This is a genomic window from Pseudomonas sp. JL27(2026) (assembly GCF_056933555.1).
In genome coordinates this window covers 3,455,867-3,476,268 of the sequence record NZ_CM167794.1, presented here as the reverse complement: position 1 = coordinate 3,476,268, position 20,402 = coordinate 3,455,867, and the positions used below count along the sequence as shown (strand labels likewise).

The window sequence follows — 20,402 nt, the reverse complement described above, 5'->3', positions numbered from 1 at the left end:
CAGCCGGGTGTCATGCCTCATTCATCATCGGAGAGGGACATGCGGATATTGCTGGTTGAAGATGACCCCATGATCGGAGATGCAATCCAGGGTGCATTGACGGATGCCGGTTACGCCGCCGACTGGGTTCGTAATGGTCTGACCGCCTTGGCGACATTGGAGACTCAGCATTACGACCTGGTGCTGCTCGATCTCGGTTTGCCGGGCAAGGATGGGCTGGATGTGCTCAATAGCATTCGTGCCGGCAACAACCCCGTACCGTTGCTGATCATTACCGCCCGGGACAGCCTCGATGACCGGCTGCGCGGTCTCGATGGAGGCGCTGATGATTACGTCCTCAAGCCCTTTGAAATGGCAGAGCTGCTCGCCCGCATGCGTGCCGTTCTGCGGCGTAAAGGTGGCAGCGCGTTGCCCATCCTCAGCAACAATGTGGTGTCGCTCGACCCCACTTCAAAAGAAGCCTCGACGCAGGAGAACCCGGCTGTTCAACTGTCCAATCGCGAGTTTGCCTTGTTGCAGGCGCTGTTGATCAGGCCCGGCGCGATTCTCTCGCGCAGCGATCTTGAAGACCGTATTTATGGCTGGGGTAATGAGGTGGAAAGCAATGCGGTGGAGTTCTTGATCCATGCGCTGCGTCGCAAGTTGGGTAGCCATGTCATCAAAAACGTAAGGGGAGTGGGATGGATGGTTTCAAAAAACGGCTGAGTGAATCGGTACAGCTCAGGCTGTCCGTGTCCCTGTCGCTGGCCATTCTGATTGTCGCCATTGTGGCGGGCATTTTCGCGTTTGTGTCCGCGTTCGATGAAGCCCACGAGATGCAGGACAATACCTTGCGTCAGGTGGCGGTTCTTTTTGACCGGCAGCAAATGACCCTGGCCTATCCTCAAGGCAGCGCCGGTATCGAGGGTGACGATGAAGAGTCCAGGGTCATTGTTCAGTACTTGGCCGATGGCAAAAATGCGTCGGGGAACGGGGATGCCTGGTCACCGTTGCCGCTACCGGTAACACTGGCTGATGGGTTGTTTACCCTGGATGTCGGCGGCGAACCATTTCGTGTCCTGGTCAGAACCACGACACAGGGTGAGCGTATCGCGGTCGCGCAGGAAATCGACGCTCGTGACAAAGATGCCCGAGAGAGCGCGTGGCGCGGCCTCTTACCGTTTCTAATCCTGTTTCCCGTGTTGTTGCTGGTGGTGGCCGATCTGGTGCGCAAGTTGTTCCGGCCGATCGCCGTGTTGGCTTCTGAAATTGACCAGCGCAACGAACAGGAACTGCATCCTATCGATGAACGTCATCTGCCCACCGAGATCCGGCCCTTCGTTCTGGCCATCAACCGATTGCTTGGCCGTGTCGAGCAGTCAATGGAAACACAGCGCCGGTTTGTCGCCGACGCTGCTCACGAACTTCGGTCGCCTTTGACCGCGTTATCCCTGCAAGCCGAGCGCCTGTCCGCTGCCCAGATGTCGCCCCTGGCGCACGAGCGTCTGTTGCCTTTGTGTCGAGGGATTGAGCGCGGCAAGAACCTGATTGACCAACTGTTGATGCTGGCTTCTGCACAATCAACCGTGAACCTACCCAGTTCGCAGGTCTGCGTGCATGACGTTTATCGCCGCGTGCTGGAGGACCTGTTGCCGCTGGCAGAGGTCAAGCACATCGACATCGGAGTTGAAGGTCAGCAGGATGTACGAGTGCTGCTGAATGAGATCGACCTGATTGCGCTGGTCAAGAATCTGGTCGACAACGCCATTCGTTACACGCCGGAAGGTGGGCGGATAGACCTTTGTGTTGGCATTGAAGGCGACAGCGTTTTGTTGCAAATCAGGGACTCGGGGCCCGGGATCGCGGTCCAGGAGCGAGAGCGTGTATTTGACCCGTTTTATCGCAGCCTCGGGAGTCATGAGGTGGGCTCCGGGTTGGGGCTTTCCATCGTCAAGGCTATTGCGGACCGTAACGGCGCACGGGTTCGCCTGGGTTTTTCCGATGATGAGGACCTACGCGGGCTGTGTGTCTCGGTGTGGTTGCCAATGGCAAAGCTGTGATCGACCTGGCGCCGCTTAAATGCTCTTGATTGTGTGGCCCAGGGCGAACCCGGCAGCGGCTCAATCGGATGAAAACCCTACCAAGGTGTGGTGATAACCCCTTAAAAATCAGTTGGTTGCGAGATGATTATCGTGCTAGCCTCTCAGGCCTGCATGTTGTGTCGCAGGGTTAGCAGTCTACCTTTGGTGGATCTGCGCAAACCTTGGTCTCCATTATGGATAAGTTCTGTAGGTCAATGATTTACAGGGGTTATTCTCTGCATGCCGTCGTAAGATTTCGTCTTGAAATAAGCACTGGTGAGCTTGATTACTAGGGAATGGCTGTATATATTCCCCCAGCTCTGCAACATGAACGCCATTGGCATTTTTCAGACGTTCAGATCGTTTTACCGCGCTACCGCCCGAATGGCGAAACTGGTAGACGCATGGGACTTAAAATCCCCCGCTCGTAAGGGCGTGCCGGTTCGATTCCGGCTTCGGGCACCATATTTATCAAGGGCTTGCGGGGTTTTTCCTTCGCAGGCCCTTGTCGTTTCTGGTCCGCAATTATCGAATTGGTCCGCAATTCACTTAGTTGGCGAGACTTTTTTCCCTTTGCGATTACGGATGTACTGCTCGGTCATTACGACGGTCGTATGCCCAAGTTGATCTCTGGCCTGCAAAATGTCGCCGCTCGATTCTGCCTTATCAGTGCCGGCCTTCGCCCGTAGATCGCGCATCTGAAATTCAGCTTTTGCAACACCTGCCGCTTCCCTGGCCACGTCAAACCTTCTGCGCAACATTGCCACCGTCATTGGTGCGCCTTCCTCTGACACGATGAGCCGCGTCGAGCGGACCTTGTGTCCTGACTTTCGGGACATGATTCGATCAATCAAAACCTTTGGCTCCCCCGTCACCTCTATCCGTTGCTTGGCTTTCGTCTTGCCCTGAAGTACCCAGATTTGGCCGTCACGCACATCCCGCTCATCCATGAGTCGGGTATCGGTCACCTGACTATCAGGCCGCTAACCGCTGGTACAGCTCGATGATATCGACGGCATTCATGCATCCGAGACAAACGGCAAAAAGACTCCGCTGAACCGCGCGACACCAGGTAATCGAATGCGACCTCCACCTTATGCTTCTAGCAGAGCACAATTCGCTGATTATCTAGTGATGCGCGGATTGATACTGGTTGTCGATAATTAGATTCTAGGTGCGGCTGGTGGAGCAGGCGTTGGTCTAGGAAGGTCAAAATGATCGCCTATTCCGTCGCGCTTCAATAGAACTGACCCCTCACTGCAAATACGTTGAATTAGAGGTGTCGCGAGCCCGGTGAGAGCGGTGATGGTTTGAGGGATTTGCGAGTCGGTTTCTTGCCCGATTGTGGTGATCATACCGTTCGTAAGCGTTACATTAAGTTTGGCAGGTCCTAGGCCATTTTTGAATTTCAGAGAGCGTTTAGTTCCAGGTAACGTTACTGGGGTTATGGTCTGAGTACAATCTTTGTTGGTGGTTACGAGGACATATGGTTCTGGGTCGTAGTAAACCAGTCCCTCGCTTCCAAGATCAATACCGGCGCATCCAGAGAGCGCGATTAGACCCAATAATAGAGTCGTTTTTATAGAGATGCTTTCCATTTGCATTTCCTCTTGGCTCCGGCCAGTACGGTCGGTATGTCGAGTCTAGAACTGGGTTTTCTTTACTGCCAGTGTTTGAAAGTAAGTGTGAATGCTATATTTTTGTTACTGGAAATTGTTTTCAGTTGGCGGGAGTGAGAGTTGGCTACTTAATAGCTTGATTGTTTTTATTTTATTTTTGGTGTTGCAGGTTGGCTGTGTTTTTAATTAGTTAGTGGTAGTTACAAAGAACTATAAGCCTTGGTCATGTCGGGGATTTTTTATACCTGAAAAACAGGTTCAAACATTTCCCAAGGGAAAAAACATACCTTTTGATTTTGATCCGGCTGAGCTTGGCCTTGAGCTTGATGCCGAGAAAACGGCTGCGCTGAAAACCGCTTTGGGCGGCATTTTTCAGAGTGCGCTGGACGCCGAAGTAACTGGTCTGAAGACCAAGAACGCCAATCTGATCCGCGACGGGAAGGTCATCAAGACCGAGCTTGACCAGTTTAAGACCCAATTCGAAGGCCTCGATATCAGTGCCGTCAAAGGCCTGTTGGCCAAAGTCGACCAGGACGAAGAAACCAAGCTGATTGCCGAGGGCAAGCTCGATGAGGTGATCACACGCCGCACCGAGCGCCTACCCGGCTGGGCGCGTCCAGCACCTCGGTCACGATCAGGCATTTCGCCACTGGAACCGACGTTTTCGTTCCGGGCGAAGGTTCCAGCATTTCAGCCGTCGCAATCGGAAGGTGGTACCCATGATTATCAAATTGTCTCCGCAGATCCGCAGCGATGCCTTCGCGGTGGTGCGCCACGGCGATGCGCTGTCGATCAATGGTGAGGTCTTCGATTTCACTGCCATGGGCGAGGGCGACAGCTTGCCGCGCAGTGCGATCAAATCCGAGTGGTTCGCCGGCTCGGTCGAGAAGCAGGGTGGGGAACTGACCCTCACGCTGCTGTTCCCGATCTCGTCGAACTACAGCCCGGAGCAGGCGTTTCCGACGGACCTGCTGAATGTGCCCAACGGCCCGGTGGTCTTGCCGCGACCATTGCCCGAAGCGACCCGTCACCCCGAAGAGGAACCGGCATGAACATCGATTGGACTCAACTGGTGACGAAGGCCATGAAGGACGCGGCCGCTTCGGCCGCACGCCTGGCGGCGGCCAAGGCCGAGCTGTCCCTGCGCAACACTGGCGCGGCGGTGCAGATCGCCCGGATTCAGGACCGAGTCGACACCATCGGTTACGGTATCGAGATTGGCGAATCCACTCCAGGCGATGAGTATGAGCAGGCGGAACTGTTGCCGGCCTTGAAGGCATGGAAGAGCTACAAGTTCGCCTTGGGCAAGGTAACCGGCCAAGCAGCCTGGCCAGCGGCACCCACCTGGCCAGTCGAACCGGCCGCGCCCGACATCAGCGCCTCGCCGCAACTCAATGCAGCTGACCTGACGTAACCGGTCCACAACCGAACATCACGCCCGCCTTTGAGCGGGTTTTTTCTGCCTGGAGAAAACTATGACCATTGAGACGCGCGGAGTGCGCAACCAAAACCCTGGAAACATCGATTACAGCCCGCGCAACGCCTGGCAGGGCCAGCTCGGCCTGGAAGTCGGAGTACCCAAGCCACGCTTTGCCCGCTTCGACACCGCCGAGAACGGCATTCGTGCCTTGGGCAAACTGCTGCTGACCTACCAGCGCAAGCACCAGTTGAAGACGGTGGCGTTGCTGATCGGCCGCTGGGCGCCGACCAACGAGAACAACACCGAGGCTTACGTGCGTGCCGTCGAAGCGAGCACCTGCACCCGGCCGGGCGCCGAAGTCGACTTGACCACCTCGGCGGTGATGCTGTGTTTCGTCAAAGCGATCATCCGCCACGAAAACGCCGGGTACGCCTATCCGGAGGCGGTGCTGCTGGAAGGCGTGCGCAGGGCGTTGCTGTGAGTGCTGGGGCGTGGCGGTTGATCAGCCTTGTTGTGCTGATCAGCATTGCTTGTTCTTTCACATGGCAGGTGCAGGGCTGGCGATGCGGAAGCAGTTGGTAGATCAGTCCAAGGCCCACCAAGCTGATCTAACCACGATCAGCAATGCCGCTTCAGCTCAAGCGCGCCAGGTGCTGGAGAAGCAACAGGCCGCCGATCAGGCACTGGCCGATATCGACGCCAAGGCAACCAAGGAGAAAGCCAGTGATCTCGCTGAAAACGAAAGGCTGCGTCGTGCTACTGACGACTCTGCTCGTCGGCTGCGCATCGCGGGCAGTTGTAGTGCCGGTAGCGGGAGTGTGCCCAGTACTACCAGCACCGCCAGCTTGGGCAATGCAGTCACCATCGAACTCGCTCCAACTGCTGAACGAACTGTTTTCGATATCCGCGCCGGGGTCATCGCCGACCAAGCTGCCCTAAGGGAGTTGCAGCGGCACGTGCAGGAGGTGTGTCGGTAGAGGAGGGAACAAAAAGCCCGGCGCGGGGCTGTGCCATAAACTTAGTCTGGCAAGGAGAGCGAAATTCTCTCGGGCATCCCACTATCTGACTTTTTCAGATAGTTGATCGCTAGTCGATCATTTTTCCGAATGTTTTTTACTCTCGAATAACTAGCATTGAGAAGCACCGCTATAGTCTTGCCCCCGAGTGCCCGGCCACAATCACTGTCAGCGCGACCAGCGGCTGATGCCGTCTGAACAGCGAACTGGAATCGCATCACCTCTCGTTCTATCTCGTGCTCCCGACCGTTTCGCAAGTACGAGGGTTTGATCTTGGGTTCTGAGACAACGACACCATCAAGAGTGCACTGCATCACATAGGAAGCGTTGGCTGTACTTGTGAATAGAAAGCAGAAAGGTAGAAACTTTCGTAGCAACAAAATTTAATTCCCCATTAAGCCTAGCGTCTACATCGACAAGGTTGCTGAGTTCGCTTTGGATTCGTGAGGCCTATGGTGAACTCCTATAAATCCCTACCCACCTTAGACCACCGATTAGCAGCAAGCAAAGCTGATGCCCGCGGCGCGTAAGTGGTGCTGGCCGGGTGCGCAACCCAGGAGCCGGAAATGCGCGCTGTCCGGGTGGAGGTGCCAATGCTGGTGCCGTGTCGGGCGCCGAAGGTTTCGGTACCGGTTTTCGCAGCAGTTGAACTAAAGAAAGCGGATTCGCTCGAGGTGAAGGTGCGGGTGCTGCTGGCTGAGCGTCGGCATCGGATGGGTTACGAGCGGGAGTTAGGGGCGGCATTGATCGCGTGTCAGTGATGCACCATCAGCTTTAACGCAGTGGCAGGAATGACCCGGGCGGAGCTGGGGAGTGGTTTACCGAGCCAGCTGAGGCACGGCTAGCCAACTTCAGGGGTGGGTGAGCGCTTTGCGGTTAAAATGTCAGTGGCGGGAAGACAATAGATCATGCTGCGCGCCCGACTTGCCCCAGCGACTGCTCAACGAATTGTCGGCATCACCTATTGTTCAATAGCCTAAAATACACGTCTCAAAGATCAGCGTAGTTTCAGTCGAGCGCTGCCGCAGCTTTTGTCAGAAGAACGGCAATGGTTGGCTTAGCATCTAACTCTGCTGTATCCGGGCCATGACTGGATACGCAGAGTCTCGTCCGATTGCGAGGCTGATGAACTACAGTCGTTAAAGCCCTACACAACCCGGCGATAGCCGGATTGCGGGTCATGGCATGCTGGTGAGCTGACTTACTCGACAGCCTCAACACAGTTGGTCGCTGCACGGCGCATGCACAGGCGATAACGCATTTTTTCCGACCAGTACTTTCCTGCCGCCGTCACGTCGCTCCACTTGTCATATGTGCTGCTTTCAAACAGACCGATAATTGGACGACGCGAGCCTGTGCGGCGGTCGATTGTGGCGGCGACGATTTCACCTGTTTGTGAATCGTACATCTTGCCTTCGATGGTCACTTGACCAGTGGAGGGCGGTTGGTCACTCGACCACTGGGCAGTTTATTGGCGCTCATGCGGCCGATGCTGTCCAGATGCTGCAACATGAGCCGGTGCAGCGCCGGGTCGGTATCGCTCAGGGGAATCTGCAACAGGCTGGCGTCGAACATTCGGGCGTCGAACGCTGCATTGACGTGCGGCGTCAGACCGGGCGGCGGTCGACGCGCTCGAGCATGTCTTCCGGCCGGGGTTCCATTACAGCAAGGCCGAGGTCATGCTGCTGAACCTGTGCCAGCCGGGCGAATTCACCGAGGACCTGTTTGCCGCGTCACAGCCCGGCGCCTCTACCAAGCTGATGAGTGTGCTGGATCAAGTCAACGGTCGCTGGGGCAGGGAGACGCTTCGATCAGCCAGCGTACCGAGCCATCCGGATTGGGCCATGCGGCGAGAAATGATGAGTCAGAGCTATACGACTCGGATTTCACGTAGCGGCGTGCATCAATGATCAGGTCGTTTGGACGGCCCGACTTTTTCAACAGAGTCGGCTAAAAGCGGACGCTCCTGAGTGTCTACTTAATCAGGGGCGATTCAAAATGCTAGGGTTGCGCGTTGAAATCTCAGTGCACACCGAGCACTGAACGACGAGTTAGACGCTGGGAGCATGAAGCCGTATTGGAGGAAACTCAGCTTCGGTTGAGCATCCCTTCGGGGCGCTCAAACAATGAATGGAAGCGACGCACTTCCTGAGGCGAGAGCTGGCCGGGGTGAGTGCGCAGATGAGCTTGAGTGTGTCGCCTACAACATGAAACGGGTCATGAAAATCATCGGTGCTAACGGTTTGATGAAGGCGCTGTCGGCATAAAAAGCCGATTTTGGCCCATTTCAGAGGCTGTAAAAACAGCGTTGACGTGCTTCAGGTCGCTACCGATTCGACCCGCAGCATTGGCCGTGCGATGCCCAGCCAACGAAGGTCGATAGTCCAAGACGATGAGGCCAGAGCGTTTTTACACATTCTGGGTCGACTGCTGCCTGTCGCGAAGTGCAGCAGCCGACCCTGAACCGTCGTTCGCTTCCACCGCAAGCAAACCCAATCTGATAGTTTGCGGACGATCACATCTCTGCGACGCAAACGTACAAAACTTGCGACAGCAGTCGTCGCGTGAGATCAATCGGAAGGGTGCGCTATTTGATCTGCACAATGACCGGGCCTTCCGTTACGATCGGCGGGTTCGTGTGGATATTCGAGGCGTTTTTCTGAATCCAGTCGCGCGCGACTTTCAAGCTCGCATCGGTGCCGGCTTTGTCCGTGCAAACAGTCACCGACGTACCGCCATCCCCAGTATTCAGCAGTGTGTAGCTTATGAGGCCAGGCACTGTCCGCAGGGTAGCTTCGACGTCAGCCTTATGCTCTTCTAAAAGAGCGAAGAGCTGCTGTGCTCCAGTACCCAAATAGGTTCTTATAACCGCATACATAGTCGTCTCCTTTGGGAGTTACCGTCTTGATGCCAATCCAGATCTGTTGATGGTCGCTATCACTCAGGTTTCAGTTCGCCCCGATTTATTTAGCTTAGTCAAACGCCGGCAACAGTCGAAATGCTACGACCACCGGCCACTTTTGGCCGATCTCTGGCGCTCGCGGTCGACAATCTGCCTGGCAGATGCCCCAGCATCCGCGCGCAGGCATTTTTCGCACCCGCGCTGGCGATGAAGTCTCGCCAAAATCTCAACGCGCGAGCTTCTACCTTTCAGGCGGTGCTTCAAGTATCGGCGCTGGTCAACAGTACAAGTGCAGTCGTGACTTCGCGGCGTCTGTGGGCCTGGTGCCCAGGCAGTACAGCACTGGTGGCAAGGCCAATTACTCGGCATCAGCAAGCGCGGTGACAAGAACCTCAGGCGTTTGTTGGTTCAGGTATGAGCGGGAGTCGGAGGTGGCAGTAACGGCCCAGAAGTGAAGGGCGCCAGGTGATTTTCTCAATTGGGTCGTTCTATCTTTAGATGGGATGGACTGCAAGTGAGTAGGAAATGCACAGATTGATCACGGAGTGGTATTTATCCTACGGCGAGGATACTGATAGTCGTACATGGCTCTAGGCATCTGTCTTTGGGTGGGCGTTTGCTTAACAGCTATGCTGATGCATCTTGATACTTGATGAATTAAATCCTAGGGGTGGAAGTGCTTTGAGTTGGTGTCTTGCGTTCTGATGCTTTCTAACTCGCCTGCATGTCCGAGACTAAGGAGCGGTGTTGGACAGTCAGTAATTACTGGCTGGTAGTTGGCGACTGTCAATGTCGACTGTCGCAAATTTATAGCATGGAGCTCTCACTTAATGGAACCAAATAAATTTTACCAGACTGCAGCAATCTATCCATCCGAAGAACTTAAAGGGAAATTGTCAGAGGTTGCCAAGGTAGTAGCCTTTGAGCGAAGCAAGGCAGTGAAGGCGAGGGCGGGCGCGCAAGATATTCGCCCAAGAAGTACCTCCTCGATCAATGAGAACTTGATCTCTCTTCCTGAGGTTACCGCCAAAGAAAGGAAGATGGTCGAGTACACGCTGCTCTGGATTCAGCGGGTTACATTGGGTATAGCAAAACAGAATGATTGGAGTGAAAGCGATTGGTCGAATATTGAAAAAAGAAACTCCAAAGAATATTGGGGGTTTGTTACTACGGCTATTGTTGAGTGGACGCAGTGGGCGTTGATCAGTTATAACAATGAGCAAGTGGTTAATCAGAGAGATAATAGTGGTCAGATTGAGTTGTATAAAATTGTTCAAACTGCCGTTGGCTTGATTCTTGGTAAAGGGGCAAGCGATGCCATGGCGCTGTTTGCACAGCAGATGGCGATTGATACTAGTGTGCCGGTAGATAATGTGGGCACGTTCTTCTGGAATAATAAATTCAATTATCGAGAGTCGTCTCAGTGGGCGATTGGCCCAGTGATACGTGAAGATGATGGTTATTTGAGTACGGCTTATGCCTTTACCTATATGACGTACACGCAGAACAGTTGGAGGGCTCTGTTTGTTAAGTCGCATTATGAGTCGTTTGACTTGCTGGTTAAGGGATTGGCCATTAGGTTCTTTGAATCAGGGTGGGATCTTGTATCTGACGCCGTTTATGAGAGGCTGAAGGATTTGCTAGAAGAGTCTATTGAGAATGCTCCGTTCCCTTAGTTTTCAATAGGTGGTCTAAGGGTGGGTATCTCTTGGTGGAGATATTCACTCTGAAAAACACATTAATCAGCGGCGCTGTCGAGCTAATCGATTTCGCTGCTGATCAATATAGGGAATGGCAGTAGTCAAGGGGGGCACTGTATCTGCACCGAGCCTGGCTCGCATTCACTCGAAAGCTCGATCGAATCTTCCTAGTGTAGAACCATAAGCTCTGCCCGCTTCTAGGGCGCAATAGTTCACTGATGCCTGTTCCTTGTTCAGCTCTGTAGCCAGAGCCTCCTGCCGTCATAGACTCAGCCAGCATACATTGCCTTGCCAAGCCTCCTGTTGATTGAGCACGTTGACAAGGTTGCACCTTCATAGCTGGCCGCTCCAGCTGTCAGCAATAGAGCAGATGGAAAAGTGTTAGCTTCGCTATATCAGTCTGGAGCTATATAGCTTTTTCTTTCTGGCTGAGATTTAGGGATCAGCTAGACTCGAATCTGTTTAAGGGGTGGCGTTGTAATTCGAGCGAAAAATCGACACTGAAGTGTCAGGTCTGGAGGCTAATAATATTTTAATAGTTGTTGGCTGGTGATTTTTCAGGGCGTCAAAGGGGATGCCTGCTCCTAGCCTGTTTGAGTGTAGTGTTGGTCTTTTTACGTAAGCGTATTAATGAGGTTGAAAGGTTTTCTAGTGCTCGCTGTGTGGCAGATACTAACTAAAAGACTCATTGATGAGGTGATAGCATGAAAGGAACTCAATACTCTACTCTGGCAGATATTCCTTGTGATTGTGATGATGATCCGATCGAATGTTTACGGCATATGTTCGTTGACATTGTACAGCGTGGGCGAATTGAAAAAGGTCAGTGCCCAGCGAAGCGCCCCGTTTTTCTTCGATTACATGGTGTGGCAGCGGGGCGACTTGAAGTTGTACCCGGTCTTCCTGAAGAATATCGCGTAGGCATATTTTCGGGGGCTGCGAGTTACCCGGCTTGGGTACGGTTCTCCAGTGATATCCCTGATGGATATCCAGATCTCAAGTCAACGGTTGGCCTTGGAATAAAGCTGTTTGATGTCGCCGGCGAAAAAGTGCTACCGCTTGATAAATATGCACCCACTGCTGATTTTGTATTTCAGAATCATGATGTTTTTTTTGTTAAGAATGCACGTGATATGTGTGGCTTCACAAAGGCGTCAATGATAGGGAAAGAGGAGTACGATAAATGGTTAGAGGAAAATCCAGAAACTGAAGCTGTTCTTAAGGCAATGGAGAAGCGTGTACCGTCAGTGTTGACTGAAAGCTTCTGGAGTGTGATTCCATTTCGCTTTGGTATGGGGAGATATTGCAAGTACAAAATTGAACCAGAGTCTGATGTTGTATGGCCAGAGCCTAATTACGAGGATCCGACCTACCTGAAGACCGACATGGAGCGCCGTCTAAGCAGCGGTGAGGTTCGTTATCGTTTTCTAGTGCAGATGCGGTTAGACCCTGAGTCAATGCCACTTGATAATGCGATGGCTCGCTGGGATGAGAAACTTTCACCTCCTTTGCATGTAGCAACCCTGATTTTACCGAAACAAGATATCACCGCACGAGGGCAGGCTGCTTATGGCGAGGAGCTCGCATTCAACCCATGGCGAACCCTCAAAGAACATGAGCCTGTTGAGAGTCTCGCGCAGGCCCGTAAAGTTATTTATCAGGCGTCTGCCGAGTTGCGACATAACGTGAACGGCCAGCCAAGGGGAGAGCCGGAGGTTCCGCGGCCTGAAACTGTGTGGCCAGCGGGTAAGGACAGCGTGATTGTTCGAGCAGCCATTCATCCCGGTATTGGTATTGCACGTGTCGGTAATAGCAAAGCATCGGATGGCTTTTATATCGGACCAGAAGTTATTGAGCCAATGCCTGCTAAGGCCAGTGATATGCGCGATAGCAGCGGTGCACTTAAGCGGCAAGCTGCCCGCTTTAGAATTTACGGTTATAACGCCGCTGGAGAGGCCGTTGGTGAATTAACCAGCGATACGGCCACTATCGCTTGGCAGGTACACCTGGCGAATCGCAAGGCGCAGTGGTACCAGTTTCAAAATGCGCTTGATATTCCTGAAGCGGCTGAGGACGCTTTTCCACTGCGTAATGCTGATGTCAAAGGCGCGGCTCGAAGTGGCTTAGCCATTGATCCGGGCGCTCGTAGCATTGCGGGTAAAGAAACAAGTGGTGCGGAGTATCAGTTCAATACAGGGGAGTTCCAAGGCACCGTTGTGGACCTTGGAGAGTTGCGGACTGATCCTGTAGGGCGACTTCTAGTGCTGGGCGGATATGGGGTTTCTGCTTCGCCTGCGGGGAAACCAATCTATGATCCCGCGAAGCCAAGCAGCTTCAACAATGCCAATGGCTGGTATGACGACACCTCTGATGGGCCTGTCACTGCGACCGTTAGTATTGCAGGTCGTAGTATTCCTGTTGACTCTGCCTGGGTCGTTGTCGCACCACCCAATTTCGCGCCTGATATTGTGGGGTGGCGAACGTTATACGATCAATTAACAGATGTGTATGTTGAAGGCGGTGGGCTGCCTTTCCCTGAGATGGCCTCTTTTACCCGTGACGTGCTGCCAGCACTGAGCCGGCTAAATAACTTGCAATGGGTGAATAAGGGGTTCGCCACAATGTTCGGGCAAGGAGGGCAGTTCAACTTTAGTGATCCCACCTTGATTGCTAAGCTTGCACACAGACCGTCTTCTGGTGAGCCAGACACCTACGAAGAGTTGCGTCGGGTGGTTTTCAATGCATTTCGACCTGCCGACACGCAGGTAAACGAGCCTCGGACCTGGCCTTGGCTCTATGGTGATGCCTATGGCTCATTTGATAATTCGCCTAAGGATGATTTAGCGTTGTCGGACGTTCGCTCCAGACTGTTACAGCTCTGGGTGGAAGGTAAGTTTGAGAACGACTGGAATGCCGATTATGAGCCGCCTCGACTCCTGAGTCAGGTCGATCTCTCTGAACAACCTGCCATGTTGGATCAGGCAGCACTTCATTTTTGCCTTGCTGATGCGTTCCACCCAGGATGCGAGTTGACTTGGCCCATGCGTCACGGCTCTCTCTACCGAGCACCTTTTCGGATCCGTGAACGCCCCGCCAGTGACCCAGTACCAGAGTACGGTAGCAAGTTGACTCAGAAAATCGTTATGGAGCCTGGAGGCCCTCTGTATGGCCAGCAGCCTGGCGATTTGTCGCGGTGGATGGCTTTGCCATGGCAGGGGGATACAGTGTTCTGCCGCTCCGGGTACGATCCTGAATATGATCCATATATCCCTTCATTCTGGCCCGCTCGAGTCCCCAATCAAGTTCTTACCGAGGCGGATTACGTCACAGTAATGGACTCATCTTTGCCACGGGAAGAGCGTATCGCAGCTTTTAATAAGCGCCTGTCGTGGCTAAGGGGATTCTCGGGTTCCGGGCCACAACAAATGCTGCAAATGGTGAGCGAGTTCGGTGAGATGGGCTTAGTAGAGGCAAAGCCCGGCGAACAGAATGATCCTGACATTCCACCTACGATCTTCGTTGAGTCACTTAAAAGCGGGAAAGAGCTGCCCACACTACTGGAACTGGATGCGTCGGTTGTTCCTGGTTCAGCAGAGCACAGGCTGCGTAAGGCCGGCTGGCAAAGCAAAGAGCAGTTGGAGGAGTTTCGACGTATCGTGAGCAGAAAAGATGTGTCTTGATGCTTTGATCGTTGGGGCCGGACCTTCGGGAGCAGTTTCAGCCCGAGTTCTGGCTCTGGCGGGGTATCGGGTACTGCTGGTCGATGATGTGTGCTCTTCCAGTAAAAAGATCGGCGAGAACCTGATTGGGGCCGCGAGGCCCCTACTCCGTGATCTTGGGTTATTGCCTTGGATTGAACTTAGCGAGCCAGTGAGTTGTTCGGGAACACTTGCTGCCTGGGGGGAAGACGTTCTCCGATCGAACGATTTCATTCGTGATCCGAATGGAATGGGATGGAGTCTTGATCGATCTCGATTTGATGCCTGTTTACGTGATGCCGCCATTTCTGCCGGTGCTGAGTGGCGTAAGGTCAGGCTGAACGCAGTTGAGAAAAGTTCAGGTGGGTGGCGAGCAACGTTGAGTGATGGTGTGGTATCGCCACGCTGGATTATTGATGCTAGTGGGCGGCGGAGCATACTGGCGCGGCGTCTTGGCGTGTCGAGGCGGCAAGATTCCGATTTGGTTGCACTTTACACCTGGTGTCAGAACAGAGATCAAGAAACACGTACGGTGGTTGAGTCGAGCCCACGTGGATGGTGGTACACCGCGACATTACCTCACGAGAGACGTGTTGTGGCGCTGCATGTGGGGGCCGCGGATGCCTCGCGCATTATGCGAAATCAAAGTGACTGGTCGGATCTGTTGGCATCAACACAGCATATCCGCGGCAAATTCGACCCGACCACACAAGCTCCGTTGTTCAGTACCGATGCAAGCGGAAGCTGTTTGGATTTATGGAGCGCAGAGGGGTGGCTTGCTGTGGGGGATGCTGCGTTAGCGTTCGATCCACTGTCATCACAAGGCATTTTCAACGCACTTTACACAGGCTTGCGGGGAGCCCAGGCGGTTATAGGGACACTAGCCGGCAGTAAGCAGGCACTGACAAAATACTCGCAGCAATTGTTAGCTATTCGTGAGGCCTATCTTCAACAGGTTGTTCATTTTTATAATGCGGAGCGGCGGTGGAGGGATCAACCATTCTGGGGCGCCAGGTGCTAGCGCTATTTGAGCTTGCCGCAGCACTGTGGATCGCAGGCAGGGATTCACTCCGGTGCCATCAGCCCTGTGGGCGTCATATCGGAATGAATAGCCCAGCCAGATTTCTAAATTCCGGTGGTGCTTAAACTACATAGATCAGCTCTCAGAGGAAATGATTGAGTCGTGACTGGATTCAGCAGCAGCTAGCTTCAATCGATCAGCTTTACTTATGTATTTAGACTTGCTTGGCGGTGCCAATTTGGCACTAGCCTTTTTGGCGTGAGCCTTTAATAACTGCTGAATTTTTTTACGACGATTCATAATTGTCTCTCGGCTTGTGAGTTCTTGAATGGTATCAGCTTAAACTATTGGAACAGATCCCTGCGACGCGCTCTTAGGGTCTGTACGAAAAGTCGCCGAGTGGCGATCAGGCAAGGCAAAAAGAGGCGAGGAAGCGGAGTTTACGGGTTGTAAATGAGCATTCCGAGCCTGTTTTTAACGCAGCATGATCGACACGCAGGCAGACCCTAGTGCATAGCGCTGGAAATAGCGGTGAATCGCCCCTGCTTGCCCCCCATTGAATGTCCGTATAACCGGACGACCCACAGGCTGAGCCGATCGACTTTGGACCTGGCTGTGCGCAGTGCCGACCCCGCTCCGTGGATCATCAGTGTTCGCAGATAAGCATACCCACGTTTGCTGATGCCACGCAGCCGATCCTAGCCCTTTGCGCTGACCTCATAACACTCCCTGACCCTAACCTCCAACTTCTGGAATGACCAGGAATGCCGCCAAGCCGATCAGTGCAGTGCCAATGAGCCTGTCGATAATTTGCTGCTTTTCCAGCATTCGTCGGCGCAACGCTTCAGCGGAGAAAAACAGTGCCACGAAACTGAACCACGCCCAATGGGTGAACGACATAAACAGGCCGTACGCAAAGTTGGTGGTTGGCGAGCTGCTTGTTTGCACCACTTGGCTATAGGTCGCTACCACGAACAGCATGGTTTTAGGATTGAGTGCGTTAGTGAAAAAGCCAGTACGAAATACTTCCCAGGATGAAGGAGGTGAAGCGCTAGAGCCACCAAACGTCATCGCAGAAGTATTGGTCAGGGACTTGATACCTAGATAAATGAGGTATCCGGCGCCCAGCAGCTTCATTGCCATGAGCAGCAAGGGTGATTGCGTGATGATCACTGCAGCGCCGAACACCGTGTAGAAAACGTGAACCTGGACGCCACAGGCGATCCCCAGGGCGGCCATCAGACCGCTGCGTCGCCCATATGCATAACTGATGCGGGTGACCATGGCAAAGTCAGGGCCGGGGCTGATAACTGCCAGAATGGAAATGGCAGCAACTAGAAGCAATTCGTTCATTAAGACTCTCCAGCGCAATGGTTGCGCGCGCCGCGAACGGCAGCAATTGCATTTGCGCTACGTTTTTGCACAGATTGAGAGTGGGTGTCAGCTCCACGTGATCGTGGTACTCACAACACCCTCCGGTATTTGGCTTCGCATGGTATTCATGGAGGCCAGTAATCATTGGTGATTCTGCATTCGGGTAGGGCGAATGGCGGTCATGATGGAGAGTTGTCACTGATAAAAAAAACGATTTATAGTTGTCGAAATCTGTGAGTAATCATCGCTAATATGAATTTACCTCCTTTGGCTGCGTTTCGTTTTTTCAACGTTGCGGCCCAGACTCAAAGCTTTGTGAAAGCCGCTCAGCAGTTGCACGTGACCCATGGCGCAGTCAGCCGTCAGGTTCGATTGTTGGAGGAAGCCATAGGGGTCGAGCTTTTTGATCGGCGCAACCGTGCGATCTTTCTCAACCATGCCGGCCGCCTTCTGTACAACGTTACCGGGCCAATGTTCGAAAAACTGGAGAGCGCCGTTTACCGGTTGCAGGGAGAAGCTCGCGAGGACGTACTCGTACTGTCGTGCGAGCCCACTATTGCAATGAAATGGTTGATCCCGCGACTGCCTGACTTTCATGCCGCTCATCCGAACCTTCAAGTCCAACTGCTGGCGGCCGGTGGTCCTATCGACTTCGCACGTTCAGGTGTAGATCTGGCCATCCGACGTGATGATTTTCGCTTGGATCAATCAATCCATAGCGTGACAATTTGCGAGGAATGGATTGGGCCTGTGTGCACCTCGTCCAATAATCCGGGCAAAGGGGAATCGCAAAGCATGTGCTTGTTGCGTAGCCAGACACGCCCTTTGGCCTGGGACAACTGGCTGCGCCTTTCGAAAATGGTTATGCCTGATACCGGCAGGGTCGACTATGAGCATTTCTATCTGTGTATCCAGGCTGCAACCGCGGGGTTGGGGATCAGTGTGGTGTCCTTTCTCATGGTTCAGGATGAACTCAGATCCGGACAATTGATCGCCCCGTTTGGTTTTATCCAGGACGGATCGGCTTATTGCCTGCTGTCACCCAGGCCTTTTGAGGAAAGTGCCAAGTGCGCCACTTTCAGGGATTGGGTAACAAAGCAGATGGGTATATGCGCCAAGCAGATCAAGGGTGATTTTGGCCGGGCGTGAGTGGTGTGATTGCTCTGGCAGCGTAGAGGACTGGAAGCCGACAGGGTTATCGTCAGCGAGTACGCTGCTGGTCAGGCAGGTCAGAAGCAGGGCGCCGAGAGCTGTTTTCAATGTTTTCATATTCCTTGGGTTCAGCGTGCCCGGCATTTCTTCAACTATGCTGAACCAGCCGAATAGCACGCTGGCGTTTTGCGTTTTTATTAGCTGCCTAAGTAGTGTGCCACTTGGTAAGTGCTCTCATGAGTGGAGCAAACTTAGGGAAGGAGAAGGCTATGTCCAGCGTATGGGTTTATAAACTTGACGGCACAGTTCAATGCAATAATGAAATACGGAGAATCCCACTTGGCGAAGCTCGAGCCGAGTTAGGTAGCTTGATAGGGTCCAGCAAAATCATGGGGGAAAAAGTTGGGTCTCGGGTGTTTCCGGCCTTATGCAACCTTCCTACCGGAGGTTACAACGCTTTTGAAATTACCGCTGAGGGCTGGTATTTACTACAGCATGGTTATCGTGGGCAAAAAGGGTTTTATTTGCTAGAAGATAACTTCGTAAGCTCACGGTCGTCGGAGGAACTGAACATAGGTCAGTTAATTGGCTCACTTACCTCGGCGCAACCACACACAGTTGCTCAGTTAGTGGGTCACCCTCTTCGAGTTTATAGAACAGGTGATGGGCTCACAAAGGACTGGAGGCCAGAGCGTTGCAATATTGAACTAAGTAATGACGATACAATTGTGTCGATATGGTTTGGTTGATTTGATTTTTGCGGCCGCTCATCTATTTCGTTGATGAGCGGCCGTATCCATTCTACGACTACCATCGGCGTCGTGGCTGATGATGTAGTCGGTGGGTAAGCCTTGGGCTTCGTACAGTTCGGTCGGTTGCAGTATCCGCAGGGCAGATGCCGACGATCACGTATGGAGTGCCTTTGATCGTTACGGCAACCAGTGCCAGGCGGTCCTTTGTGATGATTGTCGGTGCTGGCTCGCTTGTATCGCCCTCCGTGACCGGATGCGACAGGTGGTACGTGAGTTTTTTTGTGTCGAGCTAAACTTACCCGTTCAGTTGTTGTGAACAGGAGTTCTGTTATGAACAAGGATCAGAAGCCTTCACAGCGAGAACTTGCAGATGCTCTGGATCTGACCGAAAGCCAAGTTGTCGCCAACATTTCAGCCGTAGAGCGCAAGCCTGATGGTTCTGGGCATTGGGTTTATTTTGTTCCTGATGCGGAGCCTGAGTTGATATCCAAGTTGGGCGTAGGTAGGAGCGGAATACTGGGTACGGACGCTATCAATCGACTCCGCGGTGACTGACTGCTACGCCTTGTGATCTGGCATATCGCCTGGGTCTTACTTGAGGTGAGGGTAGGTCAGGCGGTGATCCACTCGGTTCCGGATATGGCTTTCGTTCGTCACCAGTATTGAATAACCCAATACAGTTCAAAAACAATCCTCGACTCGAAAGGGGGCGGACACTGAGCGCTCCAGTACAGTAGGCCAAAGCAAGGTCCACCCGCTGGGCTTCTGTTTCCGGCAAGCAGGAAACCGATGGCTGGAACCGCAGTGCTCCGCAAGAGGTTTCAGGCATTCAAGATTCGATGGTGCGCATGAGGTACTCCTGGTGCCCGGTTTGTTCATCGGTCTGCTCATGCGTCACAGTAAATCCTTGTGATAAATAAAATGCACAGCTGGCGATGTTGCTTTTGTAAACACCGAGCGTCAATTCAGTTCGCAGGGCTTTGGCATGAGCGAGCAGTTGTTTGCCAAAACCCTTAGCTTGAAACTCAGGGGCAATAAACAGAGCGGCAAGTTGATTTTCGTACAGTGAGCAGAAACCCACCACTCTTGATTCCTGCTCAATAACGTAGGTCTCCGAAGCTGGGATGTATAGGCTTCGCATATTCTCGACTTGTGAATGCCAGAAAGAGGCATCAATAAAGTCATGGGCTACCAGCGATGCTTTTAGCCAGATGTCCAGCACGGCTTCTATGTCGTGTGTTTCAAATGCCCTGATCATTTCTAATTCGATATCCGTTATGTCTCATACCACACTCAAGCCAGCAGCTTGCCAGTTTGAGAACCCAGAGGTTTGGCCCTCATCATACGTCACCAGGAGGCATAATTCTAAGGTGCCAGCGCATCGCGCAGGCGGAATGTCTTCACCGGTTCCTTTATCACCCCGGCCTGCATCGCTGTTGCACTGAGTTTCGCAATGATGGCAGTTGAATCGCCGCCTCGCATTGATGTAAGCCTGCCGAGGATGTAGCCTCTGTCTGCGTACCGACCGGCCCCATGGGTGCGTTGAGAAAATATGACGTGGAGTCGATATCAATCTCATCGGTCTAAGGGGCTTGAAAGCACTAAGCAGTAAAGAGTGGTTGAATTTTCAGTTGAAGATCCACCCGCTGGGCTTTTCGTTTGCGCTCTCATTCCCCAGGCAAACGAGT

Annotated in this window: 20 protein-coding genes, 1 tRNA gene and 6 pseudogenes; 18 read left to right on the top strand and 9 right to left on the bottom strand. The window is 53.2% G+C overall.

Annotated features, from left to right (window positions below):
- The first annotated feature begins 39 nt into the window (after window positions 1-39).
- From AC1Z1G_RS15860 to AC1Z1G_RS15850, 3 genes are all read left to right on the top strand, one after another.
- Complete coding sequence (locus tag AC1Z1G_RS15860; protein ID WP_483620999.1) at window positions 40-705, top strand: response regulator; 666 nt, start codon at window positions 40-42, stop codon at window positions 703-705.
- Entirely contained in the window at window positions 681-2,039 is a 1,359-nt protein-coding gene (locus AC1Z1G_RS15855; protein ID WP_483620998.1) for an ATP-binding protein, read from the top strand. The genes AC1Z1G_RS15860 and AC1Z1G_RS15855 overlap by 25 nt, the downstream gene beginning before the upstream one ends.
- A 399-nt stretch (window positions 2,040-2,438) precedes the next feature.
- Window positions 2,439-2,525: transfer RNA gene (locus AC1Z1G_RS15850), tRNA-Leu, on the top strand.
- Window positions 2,526-2,605: 80 nt separating this feature from the next.
- Here AC1Z1G_RS15850 and AC1Z1G_RS15845 read toward each other — a convergent pair.
- Window positions 2,606-3,031: pseudogene (locus AC1Z1G_RS15845) on the bottom strand (tyrosine-type recombinase/integrase); the annotation flags it as partial.
- 841 nt (window positions 3,032-3,872) lie between these two features.
- Here AC1Z1G_RS15845 and AC1Z1G_RS15840 point away from each other — a divergent pair.
- From AC1Z1G_RS15840 to AC1Z1G_RS15815, 6 genes are all read left to right on the top strand, one after another.
- On the top strand, window positions 3,873-4,481 hold the full coding sequence (locus AC1Z1G_RS15840; protein ID WP_483620997.1) for a hypothetical protein: 609 nt from the start codon (window positions 3,873-3,875) through the stop codon (window positions 4,479-4,481).
- Window positions 4,399-4,731 carry a hypothetical protein gene (locus AC1Z1G_RS15835; protein ID WP_483620996.1) on the top strand — a complete coding sequence of 111 codons (333 nt, stop codon included), beginning with the start codon at window positions 4,399-4,401 and terminating at the stop codon, window positions 4,729-4,731. Before AC1Z1G_RS15840 ends, AC1Z1G_RS15835 begins: the two co-directional genes overlap by 83 nt.
- Window positions 4,728-5,093: a tail fiber assembly protein gene (locus AC1Z1G_RS15830; RefSeq protein WP_483620995.1), complete on the top strand. Its 366-nt coding sequence runs from the start codon at window positions 4,728-4,730 to the stop codon at window positions 5,091-5,093. Before AC1Z1G_RS15835 ends, AC1Z1G_RS15830 begins: the two co-directional genes overlap by 4 nt.
- A gap of 61 nt (window positions 5,094-5,154) precedes the next feature.
- The gene (locus AC1Z1G_RS15825) at window positions 5,155-5,580 is read left to right on the top strand and encodes a structural protein (protein ID WP_483620994.1); all 426 of its coding nucleotides are present in this window, start codon (window positions 5,155-5,157) and stop codon (window positions 5,578-5,580) included.
- Window positions 5,581-5,590: 10 nt separating this feature from the next.
- Entirely contained in the window at window positions 5,591-6,076 is a 486-nt protein-coding gene (locus tag AC1Z1G_RS15820; RefSeq protein ID WP_483620993.1) for a lysis system i-spanin subunit Rz, read from the top strand.
- A gap of 605 nt (window positions 6,077-6,681) precedes the next feature.
- The gene (locus tag AC1Z1G_RS15815) at window positions 6,682-6,876 is read left to right on the top strand and encodes a hypothetical protein (RefSeq protein WP_483620992.1); all 195 of its coding nucleotides are present in this window, start codon (window positions 6,682-6,684) and stop codon (window positions 6,874-6,876) included.
- 440 nt (window positions 6,877-7,316) lie between these two features.
- Here the strand turns inward: AC1Z1G_RS15815 and AC1Z1G_RS15810 are convergent, their stop codons facing one another.
- Window positions 7,317-7,523, bottom strand: a complete 207-nt coding sequence (locus AC1Z1G_RS15810; RefSeq protein WP_483620991.1) for a hypothetical protein — start codon at window positions 7,521-7,523, stop codon at window positions 7,317-7,319.
- Window positions 7,524-7,537: 14 nt separating this feature from the next.
- A complete protein-coding gene (locus tag AC1Z1G_RS15805) occupies window positions 7,538-7,690 on the bottom strand; it encodes a hypothetical protein (protein ID WP_483620990.1) in 153 nt (50 codons plus the stop codon).
- Between the two features lie 38 nt (window positions 7,691-7,728).
- Between AC1Z1G_RS15805 and AC1Z1G_RS15800 the strand changes: the two are divergent.
- Together AC1Z1G_RS15800 and AC1Z1G_RS15795 are read left to right on the top strand one after the other, a co-directional pair.
- Window positions 7,729-8,025 (top strand): annotated as a pseudogene (locus AC1Z1G_RS15800) (DUF4113 domain-containing protein); the annotation flags it as partial.
- Window positions 8,026-8,123: 98 nt separating this feature from the next.
- Window positions 8,124-8,382 (top strand): annotated as a pseudogene (locus AC1Z1G_RS15795) (IS5/IS1182 family transposase); the annotation flags it as partial.
- 320 nt (window positions 8,383-8,702) lie between these two features.
- Here the strand turns inward: AC1Z1G_RS15795 and AC1Z1G_RS15790 are convergent.
- The gene (locus tag AC1Z1G_RS15790; protein WP_483620989.1) at window positions 8,703-8,993 is read right to left on the bottom strand and encodes a hypothetical protein; all 291 of its coding nucleotides are present in this window, start codon (window positions 8,991-8,993) and stop codon (window positions 8,703-8,705) included.
- 293 nt (window positions 8,994-9,286) lie between these two features.
- On the opposite strand from AC1Z1G_RS15790, the pseudogene AC1Z1G_RS15785 reads away from it, so the two are divergent.
- From AC1Z1G_RS15785 to AC1Z1G_RS15770, 4 genes and pseudogenes are all read left to right on the top strand, one after another.
- Window positions 9,287-9,429 (top strand): annotated as a pseudogene (locus AC1Z1G_RS15785) (transposase); the annotation flags it as partial.
- 418 nt (window positions 9,430-9,847) lie between these two features.
- Window positions 9,848-10,693 carry a hypothetical protein gene (locus tag AC1Z1G_RS15780; RefSeq protein ID WP_483620988.1) on the top strand — a complete coding sequence of 282 codons (846 nt, stop codon included), beginning with the start codon at window positions 9,848-9,850 and terminating at the stop codon, window positions 10,691-10,693.
- A 728-nt stretch (window positions 10,694-11,421) separates the two neighbouring features.
- Window positions 11,422-14,397: a LodA/GoxA family CTQ-dependent oxidase gene (locus AC1Z1G_RS15775; protein WP_483620987.1), complete on the top strand. Its 2,976-nt coding sequence runs from the start codon at window positions 11,422-11,424 to the stop codon at window positions 14,395-14,397.
- Window positions 14,387-15,436, top strand: a complete 1,050-nt coding sequence (locus tag AC1Z1G_RS15770; RefSeq protein WP_483620986.1) for an NAD(P)/FAD-dependent oxidoreductase — start codon at window positions 14,387-14,389, stop codon at window positions 15,434-15,436. Before AC1Z1G_RS15775 ends, AC1Z1G_RS15770 begins: the two co-directional genes overlap by 11 nt.
- A gap of 135 nt (window positions 15,437-15,571) precedes the next feature.
- On the opposite strand, the gene AC1Z1G_RS15765 is transcribed toward AC1Z1G_RS15770, so the two are convergent.
- From AC1Z1G_RS15765 to AC1Z1G_RS15755, 3 genes and pseudogenes are all read right to left on the bottom strand, one after another.
- Window positions 15,572-15,736 carry a DUF2986 domain-containing protein gene (locus AC1Z1G_RS15765; protein WP_483620985.1) on the bottom strand — a complete coding sequence of 55 codons (165 nt, stop codon included), beginning with the start codon at window positions 15,734-15,736 and terminating at the stop codon, window positions 15,572-15,574.
- A 269-nt stretch (window positions 15,737-16,005) separates the two neighbouring features.
- A pseudogene (locus AC1Z1G_RS15760) lies at window positions 16,006-16,134 on the bottom strand (IS110 family transposase); the annotation flags it as partial.
- A gap of 37 nt (window positions 16,135-16,171) precedes the next feature.
- Window positions 16,172-16,789 carry a LysE family translocator gene (locus AC1Z1G_RS15755; protein WP_483620984.1) on the bottom strand — a complete coding sequence of 206 codons (618 nt, stop codon included), beginning with the start codon at window positions 16,787-16,789 and terminating at the stop codon, window positions 16,172-16,174.
- A 273-nt stretch (window positions 16,790-17,062) separates the two neighbouring features.
- Here AC1Z1G_RS15755 and AC1Z1G_RS15750 point away from each other — a divergent pair, with 273 nt between their 5' ends.
- Window positions 17,063-17,959 (top strand): LysR substrate-binding domain-containing protein, encoded by an 897-nt coding sequence (locus AC1Z1G_RS15750; RefSeq protein ID WP_483620983.1) that lies wholly within the window; start codon window positions 17,063-17,065, stop codon window positions 17,957-17,959.
- A 272-nt stretch (window positions 17,960-18,231) separates the two neighbouring features.
- Window positions 18,232-18,711 carry a hypothetical protein gene (locus tag AC1Z1G_RS15745; protein WP_483620982.1) on the top strand — a complete coding sequence of 160 codons (480 nt, stop codon included), beginning with the start codon at window positions 18,232-18,234 and terminating at the stop codon, window positions 18,709-18,711.
- Between the two features lie 18 nt (window positions 18,712-18,729).
- On the opposite strand, the pseudogene AC1Z1G_RS15740 reads toward AC1Z1G_RS15745, so the two are convergent.
- Window positions 18,730-18,943: pseudogene (locus AC1Z1G_RS15740) on the bottom strand (hypothetical protein); the annotation flags it as partial.
- A gap of 101 nt (window positions 18,944-19,044) precedes the next feature.
- Here AC1Z1G_RS15740 and AC1Z1G_RS15735 point away from each other — a divergent pair.
- Entirely contained in the window at window positions 19,045-19,269 is a 225-nt protein-coding gene (locus AC1Z1G_RS15735; protein ID WP_347900707.1) for a hypothetical protein, read from the top strand.
- Window positions 19,270-19,543: 274 nt separating this feature from the next.
- On the opposite strand, the gene AC1Z1G_RS15730 is transcribed toward AC1Z1G_RS15735, so the two are convergent.
- A complete protein-coding gene (locus AC1Z1G_RS15730) occupies window positions 19,544-19,972 on the bottom strand; it encodes an N-acetyltransferase (RefSeq protein ID WP_483620981.1) in 429 nt (142 codons plus the stop codon).
- Window positions 19,973-20,402: the final 430 nt, after the last annotated feature.

Coding starts and splice junctions, on each gene's coding strand:
- AC1Z1G_RS15780 (WP_483620988.1), top strand. CDS start 9,848: ATGGAACCAAATAAATTTTACCAGACTGCAGCAATCTATCCATCCGAA.
- AC1Z1G_RS15730 (WP_483620981.1), bottom strand. CDS start 19,972: ATGATCAGGGCATTTGAAACACACGACATAGAAGCCGTGCTGGACATC.
- AC1Z1G_RS15835 (WP_483620996.1), top strand. CDS start 4,399: ATGATTATCAAATTGTCTCCGCAGATCCGCAGCGATGCCTTCGCGGTG.
- AC1Z1G_RS15765 (WP_483620985.1), bottom strand. CDS start 15,736: ATGAATCGTCGTAAAAAAATTCAGCAGTTATTAAAGGCTCACGCCAAA.
- AC1Z1G_RS15745 (WP_483620982.1), top strand. CDS start 18,232: ATGTCCAGCGTATGGGTTTATAAACTTGACGGCACAGTTCAATGCAAT.
- AC1Z1G_RS15855 (WP_483620998.1), top strand. CDS start 681: ATGGATGGTTTCAAAAAACGGCTGAGTGAATCGGTACAGCTCAGGCTG.
- AC1Z1G_RS15810 (WP_483620991.1), bottom strand. CDS start 7,523: ATGTACGATTCACAAACAGGTGAAATCGTCGCCGCCACAATCGACCGC.
- AC1Z1G_RS15805 (WP_483620990.1), bottom strand. CDS start 7,690: ATGTTCGACGCCAGCCTGTTGCAGATTCCCCTGAGCGATACCGACCCG.
- AC1Z1G_RS15830 (WP_483620995.1), top strand. CDS start 4,728: ATGAACATCGATTGGACTCAACTGGTGACGAAGGCCATGAAGGACGCG.
- AC1Z1G_RS15790 (WP_483620989.1), bottom strand. CDS start 8,993: ATGTATGCGGTTATAAGAACCTATTTGGGTACTGGAGCACAGCAGCTC.
- AC1Z1G_RS15770 (WP_483620986.1), top strand. CDS start 14,387: ATGTGTCTTGATGCTTTGATCGTTGGGGCCGGACCTTCGGGAGCAGTT.
- AC1Z1G_RS15825 (WP_483620994.1), top strand. CDS start 5,155: ATGACCATTGAGACGCGCGGAGTGCGCAACCAAAACCCTGGAAACATC.
- AC1Z1G_RS15750 (WP_483620983.1), top strand. CDS start 17,063: ATGAATTTACCTCCTTTGGCTGCGTTTCGTTTTTTCAACGTTGCGGCC.
- AC1Z1G_RS15860 (WP_483620999.1), top strand. CDS start 40: ATGCGGATATTGCTGGTTGAAGATGACCCCATGATCGGAGATGCAATC.
- AC1Z1G_RS15775 (WP_483620987.1), top strand. CDS start 11,422: ATGAAAGGAACTCAATACTCTACTCTGGCAGATATTCCTTGTGATTGT.
- AC1Z1G_RS15815 (WP_483620992.1), top strand. CDS start 6,682: ATGCGCGCTGTCCGGGTGGAGGTGCCAATGCTGGTGCCGTGTCGGGCG.
- AC1Z1G_RS15755 (WP_483620984.1), bottom strand. CDS start 16,789: ATGAACGAATTGCTTCTAGTTGCTGCCATTTCCATTCTGGCAGTTATC.
- AC1Z1G_RS15735 (WP_347900707.1), top strand. CDS start 19,045: ATGAACAAGGATCAGAAGCCTTCACAGCGAGAACTTGCAGATGCTCTG.